Here is a 25,451-nt window from a genome sequence, read left to right as displayed (position 1 = left end):
ACCAGCCTAAAAAGGTAGCTTAGGCTTTCTTTTTGAAACTCCTTCAAAACGCGCAGCGTTTAGTGGGAGTTGTTCATTTCTATTGAATCCTTATTAATTTTACTTCATATTAAATACTCTTATTTCTCACTTATTATGCTGTTATGTCATTTTTAAAATTTAGCCATGCAATCATTCTCACACTTGCTAGTACCTTACCGCTTATAAGTCATGCTGCGCTTGATAAAAATGAGCGTGAAATAGTAAAACAGGTCGATAAAAACATTCCCCAAGCACTTAAAGAAATAGAGCAAGCCGTAAATATTAATAGCGGTTCGCTTAATATTGAAGGTGTAAAAAAAGTAGGCGCGCTTACAAGCGAGCAACTTAAGGCCATTGGTTTTAAAGTAGAATGGCTGGATGGCAGTGCGTTTAACCGCGCAGGGCATGTATTGGCTACCTTTGAGAGTAAAAACCCCGATGCAATAAAAATACTGATGATCGGCCATCTAGATACAGTCTTTGCCAAACACGATGATTTTACAACCTACAAACAGCTTGATGCCGATACAGCCAGTGGCCCAGGCGTTGCCGATATGAAAGGCGGTAACACGATAATAATTACCGCACTTAAAAGCTTGCAAGCGCTTAACTTACTTGAAAATGTAAGCATAAAAGTAATGGTCGTCCGCTTAGCTTATCTAAACAAGCCATTGTTGATGCGGCAATGTGGGCAGACGTTGCTTTAGGCTTTGAAAATGGCGATAACAATATTAAAACCGCCATGGCGGCGCGCCGTGGTTATACCGGCTGGACGCTAAACGTAAGTGCTGCAGCGGCGCATTCGTCGCAAATATTTAGTGATAATGTAGGCTATGGCGCTATTTACGAAGCATCGCGTATTTTAAATAGCTTTAGAGAACAACTTGCCACACAACCTAATTTAACTTTTAACCCAGGGCTTATTGTGGGTGGCACAAATGCCGACTACGACAGCGCTAATTCGTCAGCAACTGCGTTTGGTAAAAGTAATGTAATAGCACAAACCGTACATATAGCAGGCGATTTACGCGCACTTTCACCAAAACAATTCGAAAACGCAAAAAGGTCAATGCAACTCATTGCTAGCAACAGTTTAAATGGCAGTAAGACGGTTACCCGCCAATGGCATTAACTGATGGCAATAAAAAGCTATTAGCATTATACAGCGACGCAAGCCACGATTTAGGTTACAACAAAGTAGTGGCAGCCAATCCACGCAATGCAGGCGCTGCGGATATTTCGTTTGCCGCAAACCATGTTGATATGGCACTTGATGGTTTAGGTTTAATGGGCAGCGGCGCGCACACTAAAAACGAAACGGCCGATTTAACCAGCCTTGATAAAAACATTAAAAAAACGGCATTACTCATTTATAGATTAGGCCAGTTATAAGCACCTTTAAATTGGTTCTAATCGGTTAGCCGCAACTTGCATTGCAAACTTACGCAGTGCTTTAAGTTGCGGGCTTTCACTTTGCCAATAATGCCAGTACAAGGGAGTATCAATATAATACTCTGGAAATAAGTCAACTAACCCTCCTTTTTGCAGGGAATCACCGAGCTGCAAAGTCGGCAATAAACCATACCCTAGGCCTGCTATCATGGCTTGTTTAAATCCTTCTGATGAGGGATATATATGCATATACTCTGGCGTTGAGCCGTTAATATCGGCTAAGAACTGGTGCTGTAGCTTGTCATATTCACTAAAAACTAAACACGGTACCTGCGCCAATTGCGTAAGCGAAGTGAGGTTATGCTGTTTAATAAAATCAGGACTCGCAATTGCCTTGTAACGTATAGCACCTAATGGGCTCGCTAATCCACCATTTACAGGCTCAGAAGATGAGCTAATACATACCATTACTTCGCCGTCTTTCATTCTTTTATGGGCGATGGATTGATCCTCTGAGATCACTTCAAATCTAAATTTACAATCAGATTCTGTATCTAGTATGGCAAGGGCTTCTGGCAACCATGTAGCTAGTGAGTCAGCATTGGCAGCCAACTTTACACTAAGAGGTGTGTTTAAGCTGGAGTGCTCGTTAAGTGCATCTACGTTTAAAGCAACTTCTAACTGCAGGACTTGTTGTAAATGATTAAGTAAACGCTTTCCAAGAGCGGTTGGCCGCGGTGGCTGCGTTCTAATAATTACAGGCTCTCCAAGTTTGGCTTCGAGTTGATGAATACGCCGACTTACTGCCAATTGCGTAATAAATAGCTTTTTAGAGGCTTTTTCAAACCCGCCTTCACTAATAACCGCCGACAGTGCATTGAGTAGTTGATAATCAATCATGAGTTTTACGCATATAACCCTAAATGTATTCATTGGATTTGTAACAGAATTATCAATACCCTGCAAGGCATTGAATAATTGAGTGGATTTTAAGTATGTCGTTTTTTATCGGGTGTGGTGCTGGGGCTAAGTTTAATTATTGCTATTGGCGCGCAAAATATTTGGATTTTAAGCCAATGTATGGCTGGCGCTAATCGGTTTGTTTTAGCCACGGTATGCATTATTTGCGACGCGGCTCTTATTTTAATAAGTGTATTTGCAGCAAATGAATTACAACAATTATTACCGGGCTTACTGCCTTGGTTAACATGGGGCGGTATTGCGATGCTATTGTACTTAGCGTATGGATCTGCAATGCGAGCGATTAAAGGGACTTCAGGTTTAAAGATAAGCCAAGTAGAAAAAGTAAACTGGTGGGGTACTGCCCTTTCGGCCTTTGCAATCAGTTTGCTAAATCCACATGTGTATTTAGATACCGTGTTATCACTTGGCAATATTGGCGCTTTACAACCAAACCCAATGCATTTTGCACTTGGCGCTTGTGTTGGGTCAATAATTTGGTTCAGCACCTTAGTGCTTTTTGCACCTAAACTTAAAAGTATATTAAGTTCATCATTAAGATGGCGAATATTTGATACCACAATTGCAGTTATATTATGTTTTGTGGCGTTTGGGCTTTATAACGTACCTAACCAATAGTAAAAAAGCAGCGACTTTTTACAAGCGCTGCTTTTGTTTTATTCGCTTAGGCTAATGAGTTTTACAGTTAGCCTTAAAATTAATAATTTAAAACATTATTTTAAATAGTAAATCTCTCACTGTTGCTGGTTCAAACGGTTTGTCGCATATGGCATCCACTCCGGCTTGAGAGATGTTTGCTAGGTGGGTTTCATTGGCTTCTGAGCTCACCATTAAAATAGGAATATGCGAATAGCTATTTGAGCCTCTAACCGCTGCTGTTAACTCTCGGCCATCCATTTCCGGCATATTATAATCGGTTACTATTAAGTCAAACGCTTGTTTGTTTAGCTGCTCAATTGCTTGTTTGCCATTCTCAGCCTCTACCGGCGCAGGTATTCCCATACCAGCAAGCACCCGAATAATATGTTTACGAGCAAAGCGACTATCGTCAACCACTAATACGCGCAGCAAAGTAACATCAAAGTGTTCAAGCTCTACTTCTTGTTCGCTAATTATATCTAAGGTAGCTTTAAGCGCTCGGGTAATGGCTTCGCTCGTAAAGGGTTTAGGTAAAATAGCTAACACGCCCGATTGCCTTAATTGCTCAAGATACTTTTTATTACGCTCGCTCGATACCAACATAAATGCTTGCTGCTCTGTGCGCGGGTTCGATCTAATGTTTTGTAGCAGTGAATCGGCGGTGCCGTCAGCTAAGTACATACTGCTAATAACTAAATCTGGTTGGTAATTTGCAAGCAGGGTTAAAGCTTGGGTTTGTGTAGTGGCGGTTTCTATTTGTTTTACACCACTTTGTATTAATGATTTTATGATCAGTTTTTGCTGCACTTCTGAAGGCTCGACCAATAATATTGATAGATTAGCTATTGCAGTTAAGTCACTCATTTATATCTCTTTATTATTATAATCTTGCTGTTTTTATAAGGAGCTAACACTCGGTTTAAAACTTTAATTACTCTGAATATATTCAAGCGCGGTCATTTTTTTATAACTTACATTTGGATGTAAAATATGTGCTGGGTGTGGATCTACAACTTCTAACGCAATATTGTATTCGCGGGCTATTTCCAGCGCCATTTGGGTAATGTTAACGCTAAACGATGTACCCATAAATACAATTTTATCGGCATTGACCATGCGTTGTTGTGCTTCGCTAATTTTATATAACTCGGTGTAGTATTCATCAAATAATAATACAAACGGTTTAAAAGAGTGATTAAGCACTGGCGCTTGGTTTTGAATATTAAACACCTCAAATAATGAGTTGTGTAAATGAGCCTCATCTACCTCATCCCAAGGGGTAATCACCGTTTCTACGTTTTCGCCTTGCTGATGAAACAGGGTCATTTGATCTAACCTGCCATGAACTGCAATATAGTTTTTATTTCCTGCTTTACCATCAAGCCCATCTATATTTTGCGTTATTAGGTTTTTATCTTTTAGCCAATAATGTACGTCGTTAGGGCCGTGGTTTCTATACGTTGCAAACCTGTGGTAATACCAAGCTAAAAACTCTTTAGGGGCGTTTTGATACATAGCGCGTGTGGCCATTTGCATTGGTGTATAATTTTTACTACCAATAGTCCAGTAACCATCTTCACCTCTAAAGGTAGGAATACCGCTGGCTGCGCTAACGCCCGCGCCTGTAATATATAACGTATTAATTGCTAACCTCTGCACTTACTATTTGAATCTAAGTTATGTAACATAAAATACTTAACTTACCTAACTGGCCTGCTTTTTTATTATTTGAGCGTTTAATTTTAAGTTGGGTAATCTATGCTATTGGCACTCATTCTTTTGATTTTATACATGGCTTGATCTGCGTGTTTTATTAATTGATGGTCTGTTTCTCCGTGGGTGGGGTAATTTGCAATTCCAATACTCGGAGATACATTTAATGATAGCTCATCTAGTTTAAATGGCTGTTGGAACTGCCCAATTATTTTTCTTTTAATAGCCGTGGTATCGCCAGCGCTACTTAAGCCCTCTAGCACAATCAAAAGCTCATCTCCGCCTAAGCGCCCTACTGTATCGTATTCTCTTACTACGCTTAAAAGCCGCTGTGCTATGTGTTGCAGTAACTTATCACCCATAAGGTGGCCATACGTATCATTAATAGCTTTAAAGCCATTAATATCAATAAATAATATCGAAAATAGTGTATTTTCTCTTTCTGCTTTTACTATTGCAGCCTGTAACCTGTCCATTAGTAATGAGCGATTTGGTAAACCTGTAAGCCCATCATGGCCAGCCATATAATGAAGCTGCTCTTCCATTTTTTTTCGCTCGGTAATATCGTGAGCAACTGCAATTCTTACTTGGTGATCTGATGACCAGCACACTGACCACAAAATATGAATTATTTGACCGTCTTTACGAACCCAGCGGTTTTCGAACCGTGAATGAGTTGTTTCGCCCGACAAAAGTGAAGCAACGGCATTATAAGTTTTATTATGATCGCCTTTATAAACGTAATCAATCATAGGCTTGCCTACTACTTCGGCAGCTTTATAACCAAATATTTGTTCAAACGCGGCACTTACAAATACAAACTTACCTACTTTATTTACCACGCACACAGCATCAAGCATTAAATCAAGCACATCTTCTAGTTCTATTAACTCATTTTTTGTCATACTATGTTTGCCTCTAAAGCAAGGTGAAGCTAGTTAAGTATTCAATATATTAACGTTAAAATATACTTGTAAAAATAGCAATAAATTGCTTTTGTAATCATGATTTTTTGTAGCAAAAGTAAAGTATTACTCATTGGTAGTTAAACTAAAACCCTCATTGCTGCAAAATAACGGAGTAATTATTATAACCAACGTGGTACTAATTCTTTATATTTTTTATATTGGGTGTTAAATATGCTCACTAAATGCTGCTCTTCAATCAACACCTGACGATATAACGCAGTAAGCCCAACCAGTAAACACACTAAGCTAAACACACTCGGCAATGCTAAAAAAAAGCCTAACTGCGCCGCAGCAACGCCTAAATACATAGGATTACGAGAATACGCATAAAAGCCGTTTACTTTTAGCTCATCGGGCCCTTGTGGGTCTATTCCTGAACGCCAAAGTGATGCCATATTAAAATGCACCACCATAGTTAATATAAAACCAACAGTTAATAAAGCATTACCTAGCATTACGCCTGGCCATGTATTTAACGGCACAAAAATTCCGAGGTAGTTATCGGTTGCAGGTATAAATACTCTTACAACACACACCAACCAAATAGCAGCTCTAAAAAAACGAAAAACGAAGTGATTCCACCAATTAGCGCAATATTTTGTCCCTGTAAAAATCACTCCCGATGGTGTATTGCTGTTTTTATAGAGTATTCTAACGGTGTAGAACCCCGCTACAAAGGTATAAAAAACGGCTAAATAAATGCGGGTAAATTCGATTAAGGACGCAGAGTCATTAATTAAAGGCTGATAGGTTATCAATATTAGTTACTCGCGGTGATTACTCAATTTTAATTATAAATTCATCATAGTATTCATACCGTTAAGAAACAAGGTAAACACAAATAATAAGCCAACTTTATGTTTAAGCCGGCTTATTAAAAGTTGCTTTAGGGAGCAGTTCAAAAGCTGTAGTTAAACCCCGCGTAATAACGCCTGCCCGAGTAGCTTGAGTTTAATAACCGTGCGTCACTATCATTACCTAAACGCGTAACCGACTCCGATTTGGTTAAGTTTATAATTGCTGCGGTAAAACTAAGGCCTTCGTATAAGTTAATTGAGGCATTAACATCAACTTGATCGTATGGGTCTTGGTACACGTTTAAGCCACTATTTAAGCCCAGTACCGTTTCGCCGCGCTTATTATATGAGGCACGTACGTTAAAATTGTCACCTTCAAAATAAACCGAAGTATTATATTGATACTTTGCACTGCCGATCAGTGGCGATTGCCCAAATGCTTCGCCGTCTACGGTTACTTCTGCTTTATTTGTTTTGTTATAAGTGTAGTTAGCGTAAAAACCAAAGCCGCTATCAAAGGCATGTTGCAAAAACACCTCGGCTCCTTTAGATACCGCGTTAGTGCCATTACCTACTGTGCTGTAAGGAGTAATATTTATATTACCCGCCTCTACTATACCGTCTTTACCTGCAAAGTTTTGTTGGGCGTTAATGACCACTGGTACTACAAAGTTATCAACTTTTTTATGAAACAGCGCTAAGCCAATTGCTGAGCCTTCAGCGTAATAATATTCGATAGATAAATCGGCTTGTACCGATATAAACGACTTTAAGTTTTTATTACCGCCACTGCCACTAAAGCCAGGTTGCTCGTTAAAATCGGCTCTGTCGGCTGCCCACTCGTCTGAAATATAACTAATGCGTTGCTGCGCGCCTAAATCTGCATAATCGGGGCGCGACATTACTTTAGCAACCGCGCCACGAATAACTAAGTCATCTGTGGCATCCCAGGCAATATTAAAGCTAGGCAGTACTTGGGTGTCAGTGTTTTGTTGCACTATAAGTTGGTAATCCTCTACTGAGCGATCATCACCGGTAACAGGCTCCCCTGTTTCATCATTGGTATGATCTAAAAAGTAGGTATATAAATCGGTAGAAGCACTCATGGTTTTGCTGCGTACAACCCGTACCCCTAAATTACCTCTAACTTGATTAAATTCAAAGTCACCTTGCAGATAAAAAGCCGCTATTTTTTCTTCTATATCGTATACAAAGTTGTCTTCCATACGGGTGTAAGGCACGTAGTTACTGGTAATCATATCGCGGTATTTATCCCAATCAATACTGGGCATTTGGTTTATATTAAAGCCCCCTGCAATATTGCCTTGGTTAATAAAAACATCTTGCGCTGCCGGCATACCGTTATTCCACTGGTAACTATCAAAGCGGGTTATGCCGCCCTCTTTGGCTTCCCCGGCGGCAATATCAAAACGAGGATCTAAAAAGAAGGTATTACCGGTTTCGCGGTGCAATGTGGCTTCGCGGTATTTTACGCCGGTTTTAATGGTTGTTAAAAAACCCCAATCGACGTAAAAATCCAGATCGCCTTGGTAGTAACTTTCTTCAAGCTCGCTGCGTACAAAGCTTGAGTTTGATGAACCCGGATCGCGCCCACCGCCTACGCCACTGAGTAAATTAGCCAGTGTATTTGGGTCTATATTGAGGGTTACATCGTTTTTACCAAGTTGCCAACCAGCATTTTGCGCTGCGTTTTCAATGGTTGTTGGGTTTTCGCTGGCATTTGAGCTTTTATAGGCGGCCTCCCAACTTTCTTCTGGGCCGCCTTTTGAGCGAGTATTGCCCGCAACAAAGCGCGCTTTAAAATCATCACCTTCGTAAGTTAAATTAAAATCGAAGGTATCTGAACTCGACTCCTCACGAACATAACTGCCACGCATCCACGGAAACTGCATGTCACCTTGTGCGCCACTCGCTGTAGCATCAAACTGCATACCATTAACAATCGTGCCCGATTCATCCAAGTTCACATCGGTTAGGTAATCGGGATTTAACGACCACTCTGGCATATCAATAACCGACTCAGTTCTGTTTTGCCCCAGCGTAAAGCCAAAATAGTTTAATCCTATTTCTACACGATTGGTTGGACGCCACTGCGTACTAAACTGTATGCCTTCACGTTCACGTTTTTCATTAAGTACCGAGCCGCGCACGACTTGTGGAAACCACACGCCATCATAATTATTACCATTGGTATCGGTAATTGTATCCCAACTATTATTGTTATTGACCGCGTTACCATTTACATCTACCGGTTGACCATCACCTGTGTAGCGCCATACATTGGCATCGGTGCCACCCGAGAGGGTACGATTGGTGCGTTCTTGGCGAGTATAACCCACTAAAAAGCCAAGCGTTTCGGCATCGTTTTTCCAAGAATATAAACCGGTTAGTTGTGGCTCACTGTTTTGCGTTACGTCACTGTATGTCCCTTCAACATTGAGCACTCCAGAATTTGCCTCCATGCTGAGCGGCTTACGGCTATGCATTAATACTGTGCCACCTACACCGCCTTCATCTAAACGCGCTTCGGGCGATTTATATACCTCAACACTGGCTATCATGGCTGAAGGGAGTAGCGTGTAATCAAACGAACGCGAAGGCTCACCTGGTGACGAGGCAATAAAATTACCGTTAAGCTGAGTAAAAGTAAGCTCAGACGACAAACCTCGAATACTTACCGATGCGCCTTCGCCGCCATCACGTTCAATCATTACCCCTGGTATACGTTGCAATGAGTCGGCTACGTTTTTGTCTGGAAACTTACCAATATCTTCAGCGGTTATGGCATCAACAACTGAGCTAGACATACGTTTAATGTCGAGGTTTTCGGCCATACTGGAGCGAATACCGCGTACTTCTATTACTTCTATATCGGCATTATTTTTAACAGGTATGGCTGGTTGCGCCGCATACGCGCTACCTATTGCAGATAAAACAGATAAACACAGCGCTGATTTTATAAATGTTAATGCTGGTAGTGAAAAGGGGCGATTATTGCAAGTACTCATGACAGTGTGCGGTTCCGTTTTATGCGCTTTTGATACTTAGCGGCAGCGCTATCAATAAAGGTCAATAGCGGGTCAAAAATTGCTGCTAAGTCTACAGCGCCAAACTTAATGGCCGATTAATAAAGTCGATAACTTACTGAATAGCTTATGTAAATAACAAAGTGTAACAATGTTTAACGTTATTTATAAAAAAGCCGGTAAAACTTTTACCGGCTTGACGTTGCACACTATGTACTAAGTTGGGTTTTTACTTGGTTGGCTTACTTGGTTGGCTTACTTGGCAGTGGGCCAAGGATCTCAGTCATTAATGACGCAGGCGGTAAACCCATTTGCATTTTTACCGCCCCATTAGCATCGTGATAAAAAGTAGCGGGGGTTGCTCTGGCACCAACACTCATCATTATTTGATGGTTTTTCATTAATTGCGCATTTATCTGCTCAGGGGGATTTTTTAGCGGCTGTAATGTACGCGCTAAATTATCGTTTTCAAACTTTTTTAATACTTCTTCAGGGTTACTGGCACTCATAATAGCCGCCGCTTTGCCTAAACTGTCGGCTTTTAAAATACCCACTAAAATATGGCGTATTTGTACCTCTCCCGCATCCACCCAAGGACGCGCATTTTGCCAAAACTGTCTGCAGTAAGGGCAATTGGGATCGGTGAAGGTATAAATTACTCGCTTTGCCTTGGCTGAACCATCGACTATCCAATGGCTACTCTCTAATGTTTGCCAGTCTTTTTGCGCTTTAGGGCCTGTAGCGTAGTCGTTTGCCGCTTGCTCTCCTACATTATTACCATTGGCGTCAAGCATAGGGCCGGTAAATAAATATTGCTCGTCGGCGGTGATATATAAAGTAATAACTTGGCCTTTAAAGTCGGCAACATAGCCTTTCATGTTGGCAGGCGCTGCAAACTCGCTGACTATTTCGCCACCTTGCTCAGTAACTAACTTAAGGGGTGCTGGCAGTGCTTTTTGTTGAGCCAATATGGGCGAGGTAAACGCAAGTAATGGCAATAAATAAATTAACTTCATGAGGCATCCTTATTGTGCAGACTGTTGATTTATAGCTTGCATGTAATAACGCAAACTCGCGTGTGAGAGCTCTCCCATGTGACTGGTTACTAATTTGCCATCACTGCTATAAAAAAGCGTGGTTGGTAGCCCAGCAGCTCCGGATTCACGACTTACATTACTGTTTTGATCAAAAAACACATTGCGTAAGTCGAGCTGCTCAGCATTAATAAATTTTTGTACCGTAAATAAATCCTCTCCTTGGTTAACAAAAACAAAAGCTATATTAGGATTGTTTTTTTGCGCAGCCTGTAATACCGGCATTTCTTTACGGCACGGTGGGCACCACGACGCCCAAAAGTTAATAACGACAGGTTTGCCTTTAAATGACTGTAAATCAACCTCTTTACCACGCAGGTTATATACCGCAGATTGTGGCAGCTCAACCCCAGCTTTATAAATAGAGGCAGCAAAGGTAGGCACCATAATGGTAAGCAACGCGACAATAGCCGCTATGAAATAGGTTTTCAGCACTACTTTTTTGCCTCGCGCATACAGCGCCAACACAAGCGCACCCGCCACCCAGCCATAGGTAGGCATAAAGCCGCCATCACTTATATTAATAAGTTGCCACCAGTTTTCTTGATACGCATCCCACATAATCAAAACAAACATTAATCGCGCAACAATAAAGCCCACTACAAATGCTTTAAATACAGTGTCTAAAATTGCTTTTTGCTGTGGTTGCTTACGAGTTTGTAAATAAGTAAGCAACCAAAATACGCCTAAGCCTAATAAAATAATAAGCTGCGAAATGGCAATAACAAACGGCCCGAGTGAAATACTTAACATGGCTATAAATCTTCTTTAAATACGGTTAGCCGCTATAGTATACAAAGCGTTAATTAAGCCAATATTAAGAGCAAAAATTAATAGTAAATAAACACATAGCAGTTACTTCACCAATGGAAACAGGTATTCTAGCTAGGGTATTTTAAACAGGGTAGCGAGTATGTTTGTATTGTTAGTGGAAGATGATGACGTAATAGCCGACGCTATTTGTACTTACTTAACCCACCAAGGGCTAGCCGTTGAGCACGTTAGTACACTAAGCGCAGCCACTACTTATATGCAATCGAGCAATTTTGATTTATGCATTCTTGATTTAAACCTACCCGATGGTAATGGCATTAACTGGTTAAGCCGGCTGCGTGACAATCGTTTTTCGCTACCCGTGCTTATTCTTACCGCGAGCAATACCATAGATGACAAAGTTATTGGATTAAAAAAAGGCGCCGACGACTACCTGGTAAAACCTTTTGATTTAAGAGAGTTATTAGCGCGGCTATTAAGCTTAAAGCGCCGCGCAAGCGATAGGCTCAGCAATACAATTACTCACGGCGCACTGCAATACGATTTAGAGCAACATAAAGCATTACTCAATGGCACGCTTGTTTGCTTGTCACGTAACGAGGACTTATTACTGCAAACCTTTTTAAATAGTCCGCAACAAATTTTAACCCAAAGCCAGTTAAAAAATGTACTTTATGGCGTGTGCGATGATGTAGCGAGTAACGCACTTAACGTACATATTTTTAATTTACGTAAAAAACTAGGCGCACCGGCAATAGAAACCATACGTGGCCTAGGCTTTAGATTAGGCACAATAGAGGTGAGCCACTAATGAGCTTGCGGTTACGGTTAACGGTATTGGTTGCAGCGGTATTTTTAGGCTTTTGGCTTATCGCCAGTGTGTGGATGATATCGGGGTTAAACAATAAGTTAGAGGTTAACTTTGATCAGCGCCTGCGCTCAACCGCTTTTATGTTAGGTAACATTTTAGCCCACGTACCCAAAGATGCGCTCAGTAAAAGCCTCCCTGATATTATAAATGCCAGTGGGGTAAACACTGAAAAAAGCCTAACCTGTCAAATTAGCTCCCTGCAAGGCAGTATAATTGCCAGCAGTAACAGCCAATCGTTTCCCAATCAGCCTAGCTTAAACCAAGGTTTTAGTTATTTAAGCTCTGAGCAAGCGCAGTGGCGTACATTCACCTTAATTACTGCGCAATATAAAATTACCATTGCCGATAAAGTGGCCGAGCGCGATGTGCTCTATCACGACTTGCTCATTAGCATACTCATTCCACCGGCGTTAGCTATTTTTGTTGCCCTAATATTACTTTGGTTTGCAATTGGCACAGGAATACGGCCAATAAAGTTATTAATACACGCGCTTGAAAAACGCGGCAGTCACGACTTAGAACCGATACAGTTAAACCAGCCTTTAAAAGAACTGCAACCGCTTATAACTAGCCAAAATGCCTTAATGGCCCGCTTAGCAAAAGGGATCAGCCGCGAAAAACACTTTACCAGTAATGCCGCGCATGAGCTAAGAACCCCACTAGCGGGTATTTTAGCGCAAATACAATTAGCTGAGCTTACGCAAGATACCACCCAGCAAAAAGCACTAGGGCAAGCTAAAAAAAGTGCGCATAGATTAAATACTATTTTAGACAATCTACTGGTGTTAGCCCATGTAGATGCCGACACGCCGCTAAACATTACAGAGCCTTGGGAGCTTGATTCGTTAATTACTACTGTGGTAACAGAATCAAACAACAATAACGCCCGCTTAACCTATAATATAACAGCAAGCCAGCCAGTGTACTGTATTCCCAGTGCCATGCTCACTATAGTGTGTCGTAATTTACTTGATAACGCATTTAAGTACAGCAAAGCGAATACACCAGTCATTTTAGCCGCTAATTTAACAGCCACAGCACTAAAAATAACCATTAGTAACCACGCCTATATTAACCAAGCTGACTTAGCTAATATGGCAACTCGTTTTTGGCGTAAAGGCGCAGCAAACGGCGCTGGGCTTGGCCTATCAATTGTGGCCAGCATCGCCGAAAAGTACCAAGGTTCGCTCACCCTTAAAAATAATAATGCGTTATTTATTGCCGAATTTACCGTGCCCGTTAAGGTAAATAACTAAGTTACGAAGTAACCTGATGTAACAACCTTCCTTTTACTGCATGTTTTTTTTTAAGCTAATAGCTGTTTTATTAAAATATGCTGAGCACTTGCTAATACATGCTCAGCAACCCGCACACTATCTCGCGCTAAGTACTAGCTGCGGCCAATATTATTAATAAAAACGAATATTACTAAGCGTACTGTTAATCAGCTTTAAAACAGTACGCTTAGCAGTTAGCCACAACTACTAGTTAACCTTACGTACTTATCGGCAAGCTCATCAATAGTTTCACTATGGGTTGGGTCTGGCTTAATACAATCAATTGGGCAGACACTTACGCAAGTAGGCTTATCATAATGACCTACGCATTCAGTGCATTTACTGGGATCTATTTGATATATTTTAGCCCCCATATAAATAGCCTCATTAGGGCACTCTGGATCGCACATATCGCAGTTAATGCATTTACTATTTATGAGTAGAGCCACTTTTTAGCCTTTCCAATTAAAATCCATATAAAACATATAGATAAAATAAAAACAGATGCAATTAGACTGATTTTAAAACAACTTTAGTTTAATAAAAACCACTGTTTTTCATTAAATCGTAGCACACATTCGTAACACACCATTTTATTTTTGGGTGTAAATTACAGCCGCGGATTATGCCTATTTTTCTCTGTTGCTTTGTTGATCTTAATCAATAAAAATCGCCACAAGGCCTTTACTTGTAAAGGTTATAGCAAAGCTAATAAATTTTTATCTAAATCGTCCTGTGGTAGCGCTTACACATAGCTATATACCGCTGTCTTTGCTTACAAAACCTATAAAGAGCTTTTACTAGGTGGTGCAGATTGATTTCTTATAAAAGCAGGGATATCAAAAATATCAGATGCTTTTGGCTTAGTGGTAACTACTTTAGAGCTTGACTCACTTTTAGTGTCATCAAGTATCATTTTTGAACTCGCGCCCGTAGCAATAACCAGTAGCTCATAATTGGTTGCTAAGCTTTCTATTTTTGACACACCACAAATAACTAACGCGTTTGGGCTAACCTGCTGACGCACGGTATCGGTAATGAGGTTATAACTACCCAGTGAAATTTCATCTTTGCAGTTTACTTGCACAATAACGCCAGTACTTGATGACATATCAACTTGGTTAACCAGCGGGTTGTTAAGTGCCCCATCAAGCGCAGTAGTTAGCTCGCTTTCTTCATCGCATTTACCGACACCTAATACCGCATCGCCCTGGCAATCCATAATTTTAGCAAAGTCATTTAAATCAACGTTTATTAGGCCTTGAAAGCAAAGCATATCGATTAGTGACTTGATCAGTGAGTGAAGTATTTGGTTTGAATGTTTAAACGCATCGAATAATCCTATATCGTTACCAAGCACCTCAATCAGTTGATCGTTAGGGAGCGTAATAACCGCATTAGCATGCTCTTTGAGCTCATTTAGACCAGCTTGCGCTATATTATTTCTAAACTGCCCCTCACTACTAAATGGCAATGTAGCAACAAATATAATGGGCTTACCTTGTTCATTAGCAAGTTGAGCAATATACGGGCTGGCGCCAGTCCCAGTACCGCCACCCAACCCTGTTGCACACAGAATTATATCGCAGCCATTAATAAGCGTTAAAAGCTGCTCTTTACTCTCTTCTGCCGCTTGCAGCCCAACTTTAGGGTCTGCTCCAGCACCGTAACCATGAGTGAGCTCTTCACCTATAAGTACCGCTTCATCACTTTGCGTATGCTCAAGTACAACTTTATCGGTATTTACGCTGTACAAGAATGCCTGATCAGACTCGCGTTGTTCAAAAATACTGTTAAGCGTATTACAGCCACACCCACCAATACCAAATACACCGATTGATAAACCATCATTTTGCTGAATTAATTGAAACATAACTACTCCTTAACTTTTAAAGGAGCATAACAAATAGGTGCGTCAACTTTTGACGCACCTAAGTTTGAAATTAATCAAAGATAGTTTGTAGTAGCAGCTTTAAGCTTGCTAACAATTCTTTGCCGCAGCTTTTCAGGTTTAATAACTTCCAGCCAATGTGCACATTTAAATAGCTCATCAGTGAGCTGCTCGGTATTAATAGTTTGGTAGGTAAGTAATACGTTTTTATCGTCAATCTTTTGCTTATCAGTCAGCTCCCCAAGCTCAATAAAGCCTTGATTAACCGCCGAATGAATAGGTACTTTTACAATTAACTCAATCGCTTCTTGCTTCATACCTTTATTAATCGCACTGCGTAACGATTTTAATTGCTCAGTGCTTGGCTCACGTCGTGTCTTTTGCAAAATGTGTACATTACGAATGCGGTAAACCGGCATTTGATAACACTTATCGTGAAGCGTCCCCACCATAAACTGCGCCATTAACACACCGCCTTGCTCAACTATGTTATAAAAACTCAACTCAGCAAACTTTAACCAATGTGCCTCATCGTAAAGTACTCTATAAAGCTCAGCGCTCACTGCACGCTTATACTTAATCGCATGCTCAATTTGCTCAACTAACTGAGTATCAATATTCACTTTTAAAGACGGTTTTTGAAGGGTTGCAAGCCAATCAGGTACATGGCCATTAAAACGCTTAAGAGCCTGCTCTGCTTTAGTATGCACAGAGCGTTTAACATCACTCGGGACTGATTGCGGTAGTAACTGCTCCAACAACAAATAATGCTCTGCCACTTCGCTGCTCATTACTTTTGAGTTACTACCTCTCCACTGCGCATTGATTGACCAACCATAGGGCTTACTACGGGTATCTTTTTCAAGGCCAAAACAACCTTGATCGTAAAGTGATTGTAGGTCTCGCTGGAGCATCCGAGTTGTTACTTTAAAGCCTTGATTTAGTAGCATAAGCTTCAGCTCAGAGGTTGACCTACGAAAAGGTCTAACGGGTATACAATCTAAAATAATTTCGTATCGTAAAACTTGCATGATTGATTCTATAAATTAAATACTTATACTAAAGACACTAATTAACAACTTTTCTTGGTCATCAAAACCATATGGTTGAGCATCTTCTAACAAGCTATATCTAACACTAACTTTTGCTTTACCTTCTAACTGTGTACTAAGGTAATCTAATCTTTTGTCTATTAAATCACTTGCTTTTGTACTTTTTAGAGTTTCTTTGAGGCGCCGAACACTAACGATATAGCCCGTTTGTAAACGCTTAGATCCATGTTCGGCATCCGCCAAAGTATAAATCCTCTTTGCCTCTTTCAACAATTCCTTTTGACTAATGGAGCGTTTAACTTCGATAACATGCCTTATTCTTTTTGATTTACGACTGACTATTGCTATGTCAAACTTACCACCAATTCTTAAATCTTGATCGTTGCTGGTTTCGATAAGCCCAAAACTCCCTAATACTTCTCGAACTGGTATCTCTAATCTATAGCCAAGATTTGGGAATTTATCACATAACGCATTTACTATACTCACATTAAGAAAATACTCTGGCATTTGCCTATATGTGACCCCCGTTAATTGATGCGCTTTTTCTAAACTGTCTTGAATTGAGTCTAAAATTGTATCCTGAACTTGTATCTTAGTTGCTTTAGTCATTATTCTTCCTTTGAATTGATTTTTTAAAATATCACTACACTTTAATAATAGTTAAACAAACCCAATTCTTTGCTTCCCACCTTCTTTTAGGTCGTTTTGCTCTTGTAAAATCGATAACATTCGCTCTTGAGTCATGCGCTTTTTTGAAAACTTCATTTGCCTTTTTACAATCGCAAAGTCACCTGGTGTGAGCTTTGTAAGCTTGAATAACTCATGCATTAGATGCTTATTTAACACTCCAGGACCTAATGTATCTTTAAATAATTGCTTAGCCTGTAGCGGAGTCAAATAGGTTAAACTTAAATTAAAATCAAATCGCCTCATTACCGCTTTATCTAAATTTTTAGCAAAGTTAGTTGCGGCAAAAAGTGGGAGTTGAAATTGCTCCATATAGCATAGTAATTCATTAACTGTTTGCACTTCCCAATTTGCCGTTGCTTGTTCGCGGCTGCACAACAAACCATCAGCCTCATCAATAAATATTGCACTTCCTTCTTGTGTAGCTTGTTTAAATAGTTGAGCAATATTTTGCTCACTTTCGCCAACCCACTTGCTTAATAAGTCTGATGCTTTAACTGAAATAAGTTTGAAATCAGCTTTTTCGCATAAATAATTTACAAAAGCTGTTTTACCTGTGCCTGGCGGGCCAGTTAGTAGAGTTCGTGAACTCGAATACTCAATTACAGCCTCTTCTACCTGTTCGAGTGATGCATATTCAGACTCTATATTCACCATTTTAGGGTTAAACTTTTGCGCTGCTTGATAAGTTAATTCATGAGCCGAAAAGCCGCATGCAGTTAAGGTATCTTGAATATTCTCTTCTATGCATTCACGCGCGGTTTGTGCTTTAAATCCGCATAACCTAGCTACATGTACAGCTTTAGCGATATGAGCTGGAAGTAAGTTTTGTTGAGCTGCTAATTTGCTAATAAAACTGTTACCAACACTTAAGCCTTTAACATATTTACCGATCATTTTTTCTTTAGTCGTTTTACTTAGTTCAGGAATTTCGTAAACAATATTAAATCGCCTAATAACGCTTTGTGGTAAATCCTCTAAATGATTAGTGATCCAAATACTCACTACAGGGTGATTTTCAATGTAAGTATGAAGTAATTCCTTTGAGAAGCTTTTAGAGAATAAATCACGCTCAAAAATATTTTCACACTCATCCAGTAACAGCATTGTTTTTTTACGCTTGCCAACCAACTTACTCACCACATTAAAGTGCTCTAAACGCAACTCAGAACTTGCACTTCGGCTATCGAGCTCGTTTGTTGGGCTTATTAAATTACTACCTTTAGCTTGCACCTTAAGCAACTGCGAACCACACGCTTGCGCTATATATTTCGCCAATGAAGTTTTACCCGAACCTGGCACACCATAAAATAAAATACTTAATGCTTGCCCACCCGTCTTAGTCGCATGTTGCGTAGCTTTAAGCAAAGTATTTAAATCTAAGTGAGATAAATCAGCAGCGCTAAGCTCAGAAGCTTCACAAGGAGAGACCAAGTTAGATAAAATATCACTTTCACTATTTAACTTACCCTCGAGAAGACTTTTAGCAATTGCGTTTGGTAATATTAGAAACTCATCTTCCCCAGCAAATATCTCCATATCCATTGAATACATGCCAGATTCAATAATTAATCCAATTTGCTTGTTGAGTAGTGCTTCATCAATACCAATCACATAAGCTATTTTTTCTAAAATAACGCTCGCGTAATCGTCACGTAAGTATTCGACAAGTTCGCGCAATGGCTTACTGAGCGTCATACAGCAAGAAAAAATAACTAATGGAGTTAACGCTTTTGGTAGATCAAACGCTTTACAAAATATATGCACATTTTTTTGTAACGTTTTAGGCATTGTGTTTATTGCTAAATGATCTAATCGCAAGATCAAATCATCAGCATCTAAGCCCTGTAAATTTGTATAGCTAAAGCCCGAAATGTTACATAAAGCCTTTTTAAATAGCTTATCTTGCCAAAGCTCTTCTACGTCGAACTCTTCTAATAATTCAGTGGAAAAGTGTGCCACAATACGTTTTAATTGAGGGGTTGTGTTCATGCTATGTACCTAGTTATTGTTAATCAATGAGTACATAGTAGCTGGGTGAAATATTTTTAGATCACGTAAGAAAAGCAAACACAAAACGGCATAAGCCATTGAACTTAAAGTAAATAAAAAAGGTTTTTCTTTTTTTATTTAGAAAAACAAACGTAAAAAAATAAGTGTTTGTTTTATAATGAATATTATAGCAATATACAGACTATAACGTTGAAATGGACTTTATATGGAAGAAGTTAATTTAAAACCAGGCTCGGTAGATAACCCTATTGTTTTAAAGAATAAGCATCAAAATACTAAGCTCACCCAAAAGCATCTAAAAAATAGTAAAATCTATATACATAGACCACTACTTCAAAAATATACTAAAAATAACAATGGTGAGAAAGGGTTTTCTTTTGACAAAGCTCCCGATAGTTTTGAATCTTTTACCAATAACGTGATTTCAAATCCCAATTTGAAACCTATTGATATTAAAGTAGTTTTAGGATTATTTAATATCTTGGATCAAATCAGTGCAGGTGAAGGAGTTGTTTTTATTTGCAGTACAAATGAACTTGTATATCAATATTATGGTGAAGATAATTTAGAGGTTCACTTTACAAATATGCACACCGCCGATATTGAACTGACTCCGCTTCATGAACTCATATCAAAAAAGCTCAACTCAAAAATTAGTAACGACAGCTTAAACAAGGTTTTAATTAGACTTGATAGCTTTCACTATATAAATGTCACGCCCATTACTTACCAAAATTCGGAACTTGGTATCAACGATAAATCATTAAAAAAAGGAAAAGCATATCTAAAATTTATAGAGATTAACGATATGATGAACTCTAAATGCTTAGAAAAAATTTGGATTTAGGGAAGTATTTAAACTTTATTCGAATTACATGAAAGGACACGAAATATGAACATAGATGAATCAAAATTATCAAGTAGTGAATTAGCAGCAGCTTGGTTTAGAGCTAACCCTTCTTTTGAAAAATCCAGTAATTTATTGGCTATTCATATATCTACTTACTATAAAGCAGGTACTAAAAAATGGCGTCGTGATTCACCAGTAAAAATAGTCTTTGGTAATAATGGAGAAGCTGGTCGTATTTCTGTGACTCCGAAACCTAATCAAAATAAAATAAAAGTAAGATTTGTACCTTTAAATAAAGAGGATCGAATTACCTCATTCATTGATACAGCTAGGTTCCAATCTATTGATATTTCACTTACGAAAGGTCAAAGTAAAGATCTTTCTACGATTGAATTAGTTACGCCAATTGACCATACATCATTAACTGAATCTTTGAATATGATAGATCAGATTATTAATAACTTTGACTTCAGAGACTTCGATAAAAAAAATCTAGAATTTAGCACTATGCTTAAACTTAATGAAGAGGCAATTACAGATGTTATTACTGCTACAGAAATAAGAAGAAAGTGCCCAGAATTTAATACAATGGTGTTAAATGAAGCTCAAATGGAACAACGTTTTCAACAATGGTTACAACGTCAAAATATAAAATGTAATGCTCAAGATCGTGATGGCTTATTTCGCAGAGATGTTACTTTCACAAAAGGCGATATTTACACAATTGCAGAGTTAAAACATACAAGCTCAACTAGACAAGACATTGAAGCCGCAATAGGCCAATTACTGAGATATCAGCTGTATCCATTAGCACAAAAACCAGGCGATGAATTATTGATAGTTTCCGGTAACATTCCTGAAAAAGAAGATATTCAATGGCTTAAACTAATTAAAGAAAGGTTAGACTTACCTCTATCTTTCTTATACGAGTCAGAAGGTAAGAACGATTTTTTAAGCGTTGAAGATTAATATCTAGTATCAATATCCAACCACATAAAAACCACTCCTGGTATTTAGCTAATTAATATAAATTAGCTAAATACTTTTATAAAACAGCCTCCGATGAGGATACCCCAAAAATATTGAATGTATTTGCAAATATATGAGAAGCTTAAAATAGGTACACGGTATTGAGAAACTTTCGTGGTACTTACAGTACAAATATTAAGACAGTATTATTTCATGTTGTAGTTGCGTAACTCTGTTGCCGAATGCATGCAGCAGAGCATCACTATTTAAACCCCAACGACCACTAAAAAAGGCACTACAATTAGCAAACTCTTGTCTATTTTACTCCAATATAAAGTACGCTTTTCTCCTGTATCTACTGTGATAATTTCACTTTGAATCGAGTCAACACCATCAGCACCGGCAAAGAACATTAGGAAATCCTTTAAGTAATTTACCCCTGTGCAGATAATTAGTTTTGGCTGATACTGTTTACGAAGAGCAACATAAAACGAGAAGCGATTAAAAAAACACCAGTTATTAAATAGGTATTTACTAGCAAACCCCGTTACTGTATCAAAGCCATGTTGATGCCATAAATCGTCAGCAGTAGAATTAAATGCGATAGGATATAAATTAAGCTTAAACAACTCTTTACCTGATAACTGCGCTACATTTCGATAAGACGCTAGTTGCTGGTGTTGGATAACCTGATAAAGCTTAGCAAATCTCACTCCATAGGGGTAACTAATACTATCTTCCCAGTCAAAATCTGTTTTTTTAACTGGTATAGCACTTCCTTGCATCTGCAACTTCAGACGCTCATAGTATTCATACGCAGCGGCTGACTCTAGCCCCCACTCTATACCACACAACCAAATATCAGCTTCTGGATTACCACCATCACAGCCGCTAAAAGAGCAAACCCAGGGTTTTATTTTTTCCAACATTACTTATCTCCAAAGCCCTTTTATTACGTAGTAAAAAAGTTAATACTAAAATCAGCCCTAGCTATAAAGTATTTCCCTTTCAAGTTATAAAGATCTACGCCTCTTTATTCGCTTTCACATTTTGCGCTTGCTCAAATATTTCTTTATAAACTTCATCGCGGCTAATTGGCGGGTACTTAAATTTAGCGAGTATTAAAATCAGCTCTACTTTGAGCGATGATTTAATATCATCGCGGTTATTCCAATCAACAAATTTTACCTTGTCGTCTACAATTACTTTTACCGCTTGGGCGAGCTCTATTAGCTTATCTTCGGGGTAGTCAAAGTCGTATTTAACGGCAAGTGCTTTTAACGCGTCGTAAAAGCCTTTTTCTTCAATATCAATACCTAGCTCATCACCGGCGTTCATTTCGTCGCGTACGCTGTAAATCATATCAACCATGCTTTCTGAAAAGTCATCAAGTACGCTACTTACCAGTACGTCATCTTCTTTTCGCTCGTTGTAGCGCTGTACCAGCGATTCAAAGCGTTTAGTAAAGTCGATACCTTGGGTTTGGTTTACTTTTTTAAGCTCGCCTATGGCTTTGGCTAGCATTTGTTGCAGTATTTTTATTTTGGTATTGGGGAGTTTTATTTTTTCTATTTTGGCGATGTAGTCGTCATTAAAAATGTCGATTTCGCCGCCGTCTTCATTGCCGAGTTTAAATACCTCTTCTACACCGTCGCTTTGCAGGGCTTCGCTTATCATTTCACGAACTTTGGCGTTCATTTGCGCAGTATCGGGCGCCTCACCTTTAGTTAGTTTGTAAATAATGGAGCGAATAGCAAGGTAAAAGTGAATGTGGTTACGCTCACTTTCGTTTATTTTTTCACTACCACAACAAACATCGTAAGCGGCTTTTAAACGCTTAACTAAATCCATAAAACGCTTTTGGCGTTTTTCGGTAATAAGTGCAAACTCAGCGGCGTGGTTTAAGCAATTAAGCTGTGCAACGGCTTCACCGGTAAAGTATGGGCTGCTGTCAAATTTATGAAATAGCTCTGCAAGTAACGCTAAGTGGTTTTTTACTTCTATAACCGAGGCGGTAATATCTTCAAAATTGGTTTCATCTGTTTTTGAATACTGCGCTAACGCTTTATTCATTTCAGATTTAATACCAATGTAGTCAACCACTAGGCCTTTATCTTTACCTTCAAACTGGCGATTAACCCGCGAAATAGTTTGTATTAAGCTGTGCTTTTGCAGTGGCTTATCTATGTACATGGTGTCTAAAAATGGCACGTCAAAACCGGTTAGCCACATGTCTACCACTATGGCTATTTTAAAGTTTGAGTTTTTGTTTTTAAATTGCTTATCAAGCTCTTTACGCTCGTCTTTACTGCTAAGTAAATTATATAAGCGCTCAACGTCGTCTTTGCCACGCGTCATTACCATTTTTACTTTTTCAGAGGGGGCGGCAATACGGCCTTCGCTAATAGCGCGCTTTCGCTCGGTATCCGATAAGTTTTGCGCGTTATCCTGCTCGTTTAAAGAGTCGACAACATCAAACCACTGTGGGCGCAGTTCTTCTAGTTCTTGATACAACTGATAAGCAATCCCGCGCGAGCTACACACAAACATAGCCTTACCTGCAACCGTTGAGCATTCATCAACACGTTTTTCGTAGTGCTGCACAAAATCTTTTGCTAACACTTTAATGCGATCAGGGTCGCCTAAAATGCTATTCATGTTGGCGGTGGCTTTTTTGCTGTCTTCTATTTGCAGCTCGTTACTGCCTGCATCGGCGCATTCTTTGTAGTAAGCCTCAATTTCTGCCAGCTTGCTATTGTTTAAACACACCTTGGCGGCGCGGCCTTCGTATACAATGCGTACGGTTATTTCGTCTTTAACTGACTCCGTCATGGTGTACGAGTCAACCACTTCACCAAATACATCTAAAGTCGCATCTACTGGGGTGCCTGTAAAACCAACATAGGTGGCATTGGGCAGTGAGTCGTGCAGGTACTTTGCAAAACCGAAGGTCTTTTTCACCCCCTTTTCTGTAATGGTAATTTTTTGGTCAAGATTTACTTGGCTACGATGCGCCTCATCAGAAATACAAATAACATTAGTACGGTCGGTTAGTAGCCGAGTGTCTTCGGTAAACTTATGAATAGTCGTTAAAAACACACCGCCACTGTTACGGCCCTCTAATAACTCACGTAAGTGAGTACGGCTGGTCACTGTTTTTACCGTGTCATCGCCAATATAGGTTTTAGCATTACCAAACTGCTGCGAGAGTTGATCGTCTAAATCGGTTCGGTCGGTAATTAAAATAATGGTCGGGCTTTTAAGCTCAACACTTTTCATCAGCAAGCGCGTTAAAAATTGCATGGTGTAACTTTTACCGCAACCCGTTGCACCAAAGTACGTACCGCCTTTACCATCGCCTTTTGGTTTTAAATGCCGTTTTATATTTTCGAACAGCTTATTAGCCGCGTAATATTGCGGATAACGCGGCACAATTTTTATCTCTTTTTTACCGGCGTTTTTATTGTCAGAATCAGGGAAGAATATAAAGTTGCGCATTACATCGCGCAAGCGCGCTTTGTCAAACAAGCCCTGCAATAAGGTATGTAACGAGTTAATACCCTCTTGCGTGGTGAGCTCTTGCCCCGTTATTTTTCCCCACGAGTAAAAAACTGATACGGCGCAAATAAGTTACCCATTTTGTTGTTTACGCCATCGCTTATAACGCACAAGGTATTAAATACAAATAACTGAGGAATAGCGCGTCTGTAGCGCACCGTTAACTGCTCATACGCTTCAAAAATAGGCGCTTGCTCGCGTATTGCGCTTTTAAATTCAAACACCACCAGTGGCAAGCCGTTTACATATAAAATGCCATCGGGAATACGCAGTTCAATATTGTCGTAACTGGTGGGGCTTTCTATTTCTAGCTGGGTAACAAAACGATAAATATTATCGTCTTGCAGATAAGTAACGCTTGCTTCATTCACGTTATCGAGAGCCATATTATCCAAAGCAGCCATAGCACTGCCTGCTACTAGGCTACTTTTAATGCCTTGCTCAACGTTGTCGTAATCAAGCAGCTGAATATATAAATCTTTTTGCGCCGCACTGCCTGCTACCATTCCACGCTCGCGGCTTACTTCCCGTTTAAGCAAAAACCCATCACTTAGCCACTTACAAAAGGTTTTATTACTCTCATATAAATCACTGGCAGGCAGCTTTTCGAGCTTTGCAATAATTGAGTCTACTTCGCTGGTAGTAATGTTATTTTTAGCGTAACGCTTGGTTAAAAAAGCACGGAGGTCTTCTTTAATTAATACATCGCTATGGTTGCGGTTGAGCTCACCACCGAGTAAATGCGGGTAGCCTTGCTCGCCTAATAACTCAACCACCGCTTGTTCTAATTTGGCTTCAGTAAATTTCATCTATTTAGCACCGTCCGCTGGTTTATTCATGTTAGTTATTATTTT

At 39.5% G+C, this 25,451-nt stretch carries 19 protein-coding genes and 2 pseudogenes; 6 read left to right on the top strand and 15 right to left on the bottom strand.

What is annotated here, in order from left to right:
* Positions 1–143: 143 nt before the first annotated feature.
* A pseudogene (locus AAEZ18_RS12620) lies at positions 144–1,413 on the top strand (M20/M25/M40 family metallo-hydrolase).
* A gap of 6 nt (positions 1,414–1,419) precedes the next feature.
* On the opposite strand, the gene AAEZ18_RS12615 reads toward AAEZ18_RS12620, so the two are convergent.
* A complete protein-coding gene (locus AAEZ18_RS12615) occupies positions 1,420–2,313 on the bottom strand; it encodes a LysR family transcriptional regulator ArgP (protein ID WP_339685221.1) in 894 nt (297 codons plus the stop codon).
* Positions 2,314–2,430: 117 nt separating this feature from the next.
* Between AAEZ18_RS12615 and AAEZ18_RS12610 the strand changes: the two genes are divergently transcribed.
* Positions 2,431–3,012: a LysE/ArgO family amino acid transporter gene (locus AAEZ18_RS12610; RefSeq protein ID WP_339685223.1), complete on the top strand. Its 582-nt coding sequence runs from the start codon at positions 2,431–2,433 to the stop codon at positions 3,010–3,012.
* Positions 3,013–3,099: 87 nt separating this feature from the next.
* Here the strand turns inward: AAEZ18_RS12610 and AAEZ18_RS12605 are convergent, their stop codons facing one another.
* The 7 genes from AAEZ18_RS12605 to AAEZ18_RS12575 form a co-directional block, all read right to left on the bottom strand.
* Positions 3,100–3,897, bottom strand: coding sequence for a response regulator (locus tag AAEZ18_RS12605; protein WP_339685225.1), 798 nt, complete (start codon positions 3,895–3,897; stop codon positions 3,100–3,102).
* A gap of 63 nt (positions 3,898–3,960) precedes the next feature.
* Positions 3,961–4,677 (bottom strand): SIR2 family NAD-dependent protein deacylase, encoded by a 717-nt coding sequence (locus AAEZ18_RS12600; RefSeq protein ID WP_041454972.1) that lies wholly within the window; start codon positions 4,675–4,677, stop codon positions 3,961–3,963.
* 98 nt (positions 4,678–4,775) lie between these two features.
* Positions 4,776–5,651, bottom strand: coding sequence for a diguanylate cyclase domain-containing protein (locus AAEZ18_RS12595; protein WP_350594898.1), 876 nt, complete (start codon positions 5,649–5,651; stop codon positions 4,776–4,778).
* A 182-nt stretch (positions 5,652–5,833) separates the two neighbouring features.
* Positions 5,834–6,469, bottom strand: a complete 636-nt coding sequence (locus tag AAEZ18_RS12590; RefSeq protein ID WP_089369325.1) for a methyltransferase family protein — start codon at positions 6,467–6,469, stop codon at positions 5,834–5,836.
* Between the two features lie 143 nt (positions 6,470–6,612).
* Positions 6,613–9,540, bottom strand: a complete 2,928-nt coding sequence (locus AAEZ18_RS12585) for a TonB-dependent receptor (RefSeq protein WP_339685229.1) — start codon at positions 9,538–9,540, stop codon at positions 6,613–6,615.
* 260 nt (positions 9,541–9,800) lie between these two features.
* On the bottom strand, positions 9,801–10,574 hold the full coding sequence (gene dsbG, locus AAEZ18_RS12580; protein ID WP_339685230.1) for a thiol:disulfide interchange protein DsbG: 774 nt from the start codon (positions 10,572–10,574) through the stop codon (positions 9,801–9,803).
* A 9-nt stretch (positions 10,575–10,583) separates the two neighbouring features.
* Positions 10,584–11,405: a prolipoprotein diacylglyceryl transferase family protein gene (locus AAEZ18_RS12575; protein ID WP_339685233.1), complete on the bottom strand. Its 822-nt coding sequence runs from the start codon at positions 11,403–11,405 to the stop codon at positions 10,584–10,586.
* 160 nt (positions 11,406–11,565) lie between these two features.
* Here AAEZ18_RS12575 and AAEZ18_RS12570 point away from each other — a divergent pair, with 160 nt between their 5' ends.
* Complete coding sequence (locus AAEZ18_RS12570) at positions 11,566–12,237, top strand: response regulator transcription factor (RefSeq protein ID WP_283708927.1); 672 nt, start codon at positions 11,566–11,568, stop codon at positions 12,235–12,237.
* Positions 12,237–13,553, top strand: a complete 1,317-nt coding sequence (locus AAEZ18_RS12565; protein ID WP_350594901.1) for a histidine kinase dimerization/phospho-acceptor domain-containing protein — start codon at positions 12,237–12,239, stop codon at positions 13,551–13,553. The genes AAEZ18_RS12570 and AAEZ18_RS12565 overlap by 1 nt, the downstream gene beginning before the upstream one ends.
* Before the next feature lie 215 nt (positions 13,554–13,768).
* Here AAEZ18_RS12565 and AAEZ18_RS12560 read toward each other — a convergent pair whose 3' ends face one another.
* The 5 genes from AAEZ18_RS12560 to AAEZ18_RS12540 form a co-directional block, all read right to left on the bottom strand.
* Complete coding sequence (locus AAEZ18_RS12560; protein WP_179808104.1) at positions 13,769–14,023, bottom strand: YfhL family 4Fe-4S dicluster ferredoxin; 255 nt, start codon at positions 14,021–14,023, stop codon at positions 13,769–13,771.
* A 335-nt stretch (positions 14,024–14,358) separates the two neighbouring features.
* Positions 14,359–15,447 carry a cell division protein FtsZ gene (locus tag AAEZ18_RS12555; RefSeq protein WP_283708924.1) on the bottom strand — a complete coding sequence of 363 codons (1,089 nt, stop codon included), beginning with the start codon at positions 15,445–15,447 and terminating at the stop codon, positions 14,359–14,361.
* A 74-nt stretch (positions 15,448–15,521) separates the two neighbouring features.
* Entirely contained in the window at positions 15,522–16,496 is a 975-nt protein-coding gene (locus tag AAEZ18_RS12550; protein ID WP_350594903.1) for a helix-turn-helix transcriptional regulator, read from the bottom strand.
* Positions 16,497–16,511: 15 nt separating this feature from the next.
* Positions 16,512–17,129, bottom strand: coding sequence for a hypothetical protein (locus AAEZ18_RS12545; RefSeq protein ID WP_076921943.1), 618 nt, complete (start codon positions 17,127–17,129; stop codon positions 16,512–16,514).
* A gap of 51 nt (positions 17,130–17,180) precedes the next feature.
* Positions 17,181–19,199: an AAA family ATPase gene (locus AAEZ18_RS12540; RefSeq protein WP_350594907.1), complete on the bottom strand. Its 2,019-nt coding sequence runs from the start codon at positions 19,197–19,199 to the stop codon at positions 17,181–17,183.
* A 226-nt stretch (positions 19,200–19,425) separates the two neighbouring features.
* On the opposite strand from AAEZ18_RS12540, the gene AAEZ18_RS12535 reads away from it, so the two are divergent.
* On the top strand, positions 19,426–20,067 hold the full coding sequence (locus AAEZ18_RS12535; RefSeq protein WP_086993292.1) for a hypothetical protein: 642 nt from the start codon (positions 19,426–19,428) through the stop codon (positions 20,065–20,067).
* Between the two features lie 45 nt (positions 20,068–20,112).
* The gene (locus AAEZ18_RS12530) at positions 20,113–21,039 is read left to right on the top strand and encodes a hypothetical protein (protein ID WP_350594909.1); all 927 of its coding nucleotides are present in this window, start codon (positions 20,113–20,115) and stop codon (positions 21,037–21,039) included.
* Positions 21,040–21,305: 266 nt separating this feature from the next.
* Here the strand turns inward: AAEZ18_RS12530 and AAEZ18_RS12525 are convergent, their stop codons facing one another.
* Complete coding sequence (locus tag AAEZ18_RS12525; protein WP_350594911.1) at positions 21,306–21,968, bottom strand: hypothetical protein; 663 nt, start codon at positions 21,966–21,968, stop codon at positions 21,306–21,308.
* Between the two features lie 94 nt (positions 21,969–22,062).
* Positions 22,063–25,406, bottom strand: a pseudogene (locus tag AAEZ18_RS12520) (type I restriction endonuclease subunit R).
* Between the last annotated feature and the right edge of the window lie 45 nt (positions 25,407–25,451).

Source organism: Pseudoalteromonas sp. 19-MNA-CIBAN-0066, from assembly GCF_040308705.1.
GTDB lineage: Bacteria > Pseudomonadota > Gammaproteobacteria > Enterobacterales > Alteromonadaceae > Pseudoalteromonas > Pseudoalteromonas nigrifaciens.
Note: the sequence above shows the minus strand (reverse complement) of the source record. Positions and strands in the feature narration are given on the sequence as shown.

Coding starts and splice junctions, on each gene's coding strand:
- AAEZ18_RS12605 (WP_339685225.1), bottom strand. CDS start 3,897: ATGAGTGACTTAACTGCAATAGCTAATCTATCAATATTATTGGTCGAG.
- AAEZ18_RS12550 (WP_350594903.1), bottom strand. CDS start 16,496: ATGCAAGTTTTACGATACGAAATTATTTTAGATTGTATACCCGTTAGA.
- AAEZ18_RS12595 (WP_350594898.1), bottom strand. CDS start 5,651: ATGACAAAAAATGAGTTAATAGAACTAGAAGATGTGCTTGATTTAATG.
- AAEZ18_RS12570 (WP_283708927.1), top strand. CDS start 11,566: ATGTTTGTATTGTTAGTGGAAGATGATGACGTAATAGCCGACGCTATT.
- AAEZ18_RS12545 (WP_076921943.1), bottom strand. CDS start 17,129: ATGACTAAAGCAACTAAGATACAAGTTCAGGATACAATTTTAGACTCA.
- AAEZ18_RS12525 (WP_350594911.1), bottom strand. CDS start 21,968: ATGTTGGAAAAAATAAAACCCTGGGTTTGCTCTTTTAGCGGCTGTGAT.
- AAEZ18_RS12565 (WP_350594901.1), top strand. CDS start 12,237: ATGAGCTTGCGGTTACGGTTAACGGTATTGGTTGCAGCGGTATTTTTA.
- AAEZ18_RS12535 (WP_086993292.1), top strand. CDS start 19,426: ATGGAAGAAGTTAATTTAAAACCAGGCTCGGTAGATAACCCTATTGTT.
- AAEZ18_RS12585 (WP_339685229.1), bottom strand. CDS start 9,540: ATGAGTACTTGCAATAATCGCCCCTTTTCACTACCAGCATTAACATTT.
- AAEZ18_RS12615 (WP_339685221.1), bottom strand. CDS start 2,313: ATGATTGATTATCAACTACTCAATGCACTGTCGGCGGTTATTAGTGAA.
- AAEZ18_RS12530 (WP_350594909.1), top strand. CDS start 20,113: ATGAACATAGATGAATCAAAATTATCAAGTAGTGAATTAGCAGCAGCT.
- AAEZ18_RS12555 (WP_283708924.1), bottom strand. CDS start 15,447: ATGTTTCAATTAATTCAGCAAAATGATGGTTTATCAATCGGTGTATTT.
- AAEZ18_RS12540 (WP_350594907.1), bottom strand. CDS start 19,199: ATGAACACAACCCCTCAATTAAAACGTATTGTGGCACACTTTTCCACT.
- AAEZ18_RS12575 (WP_339685233.1), bottom strand. CDS start 11,405: ATGTTAAGTATTTCACTCGGGCCGTTTGTTATTGCCATTTCGCAGCTT.
- dsbG (WP_339685230.1), bottom strand. CDS start 10,574: ATGAAGTTAATTTATTTATTGCCATTACTTGCGTTTACCTCGCCCATA.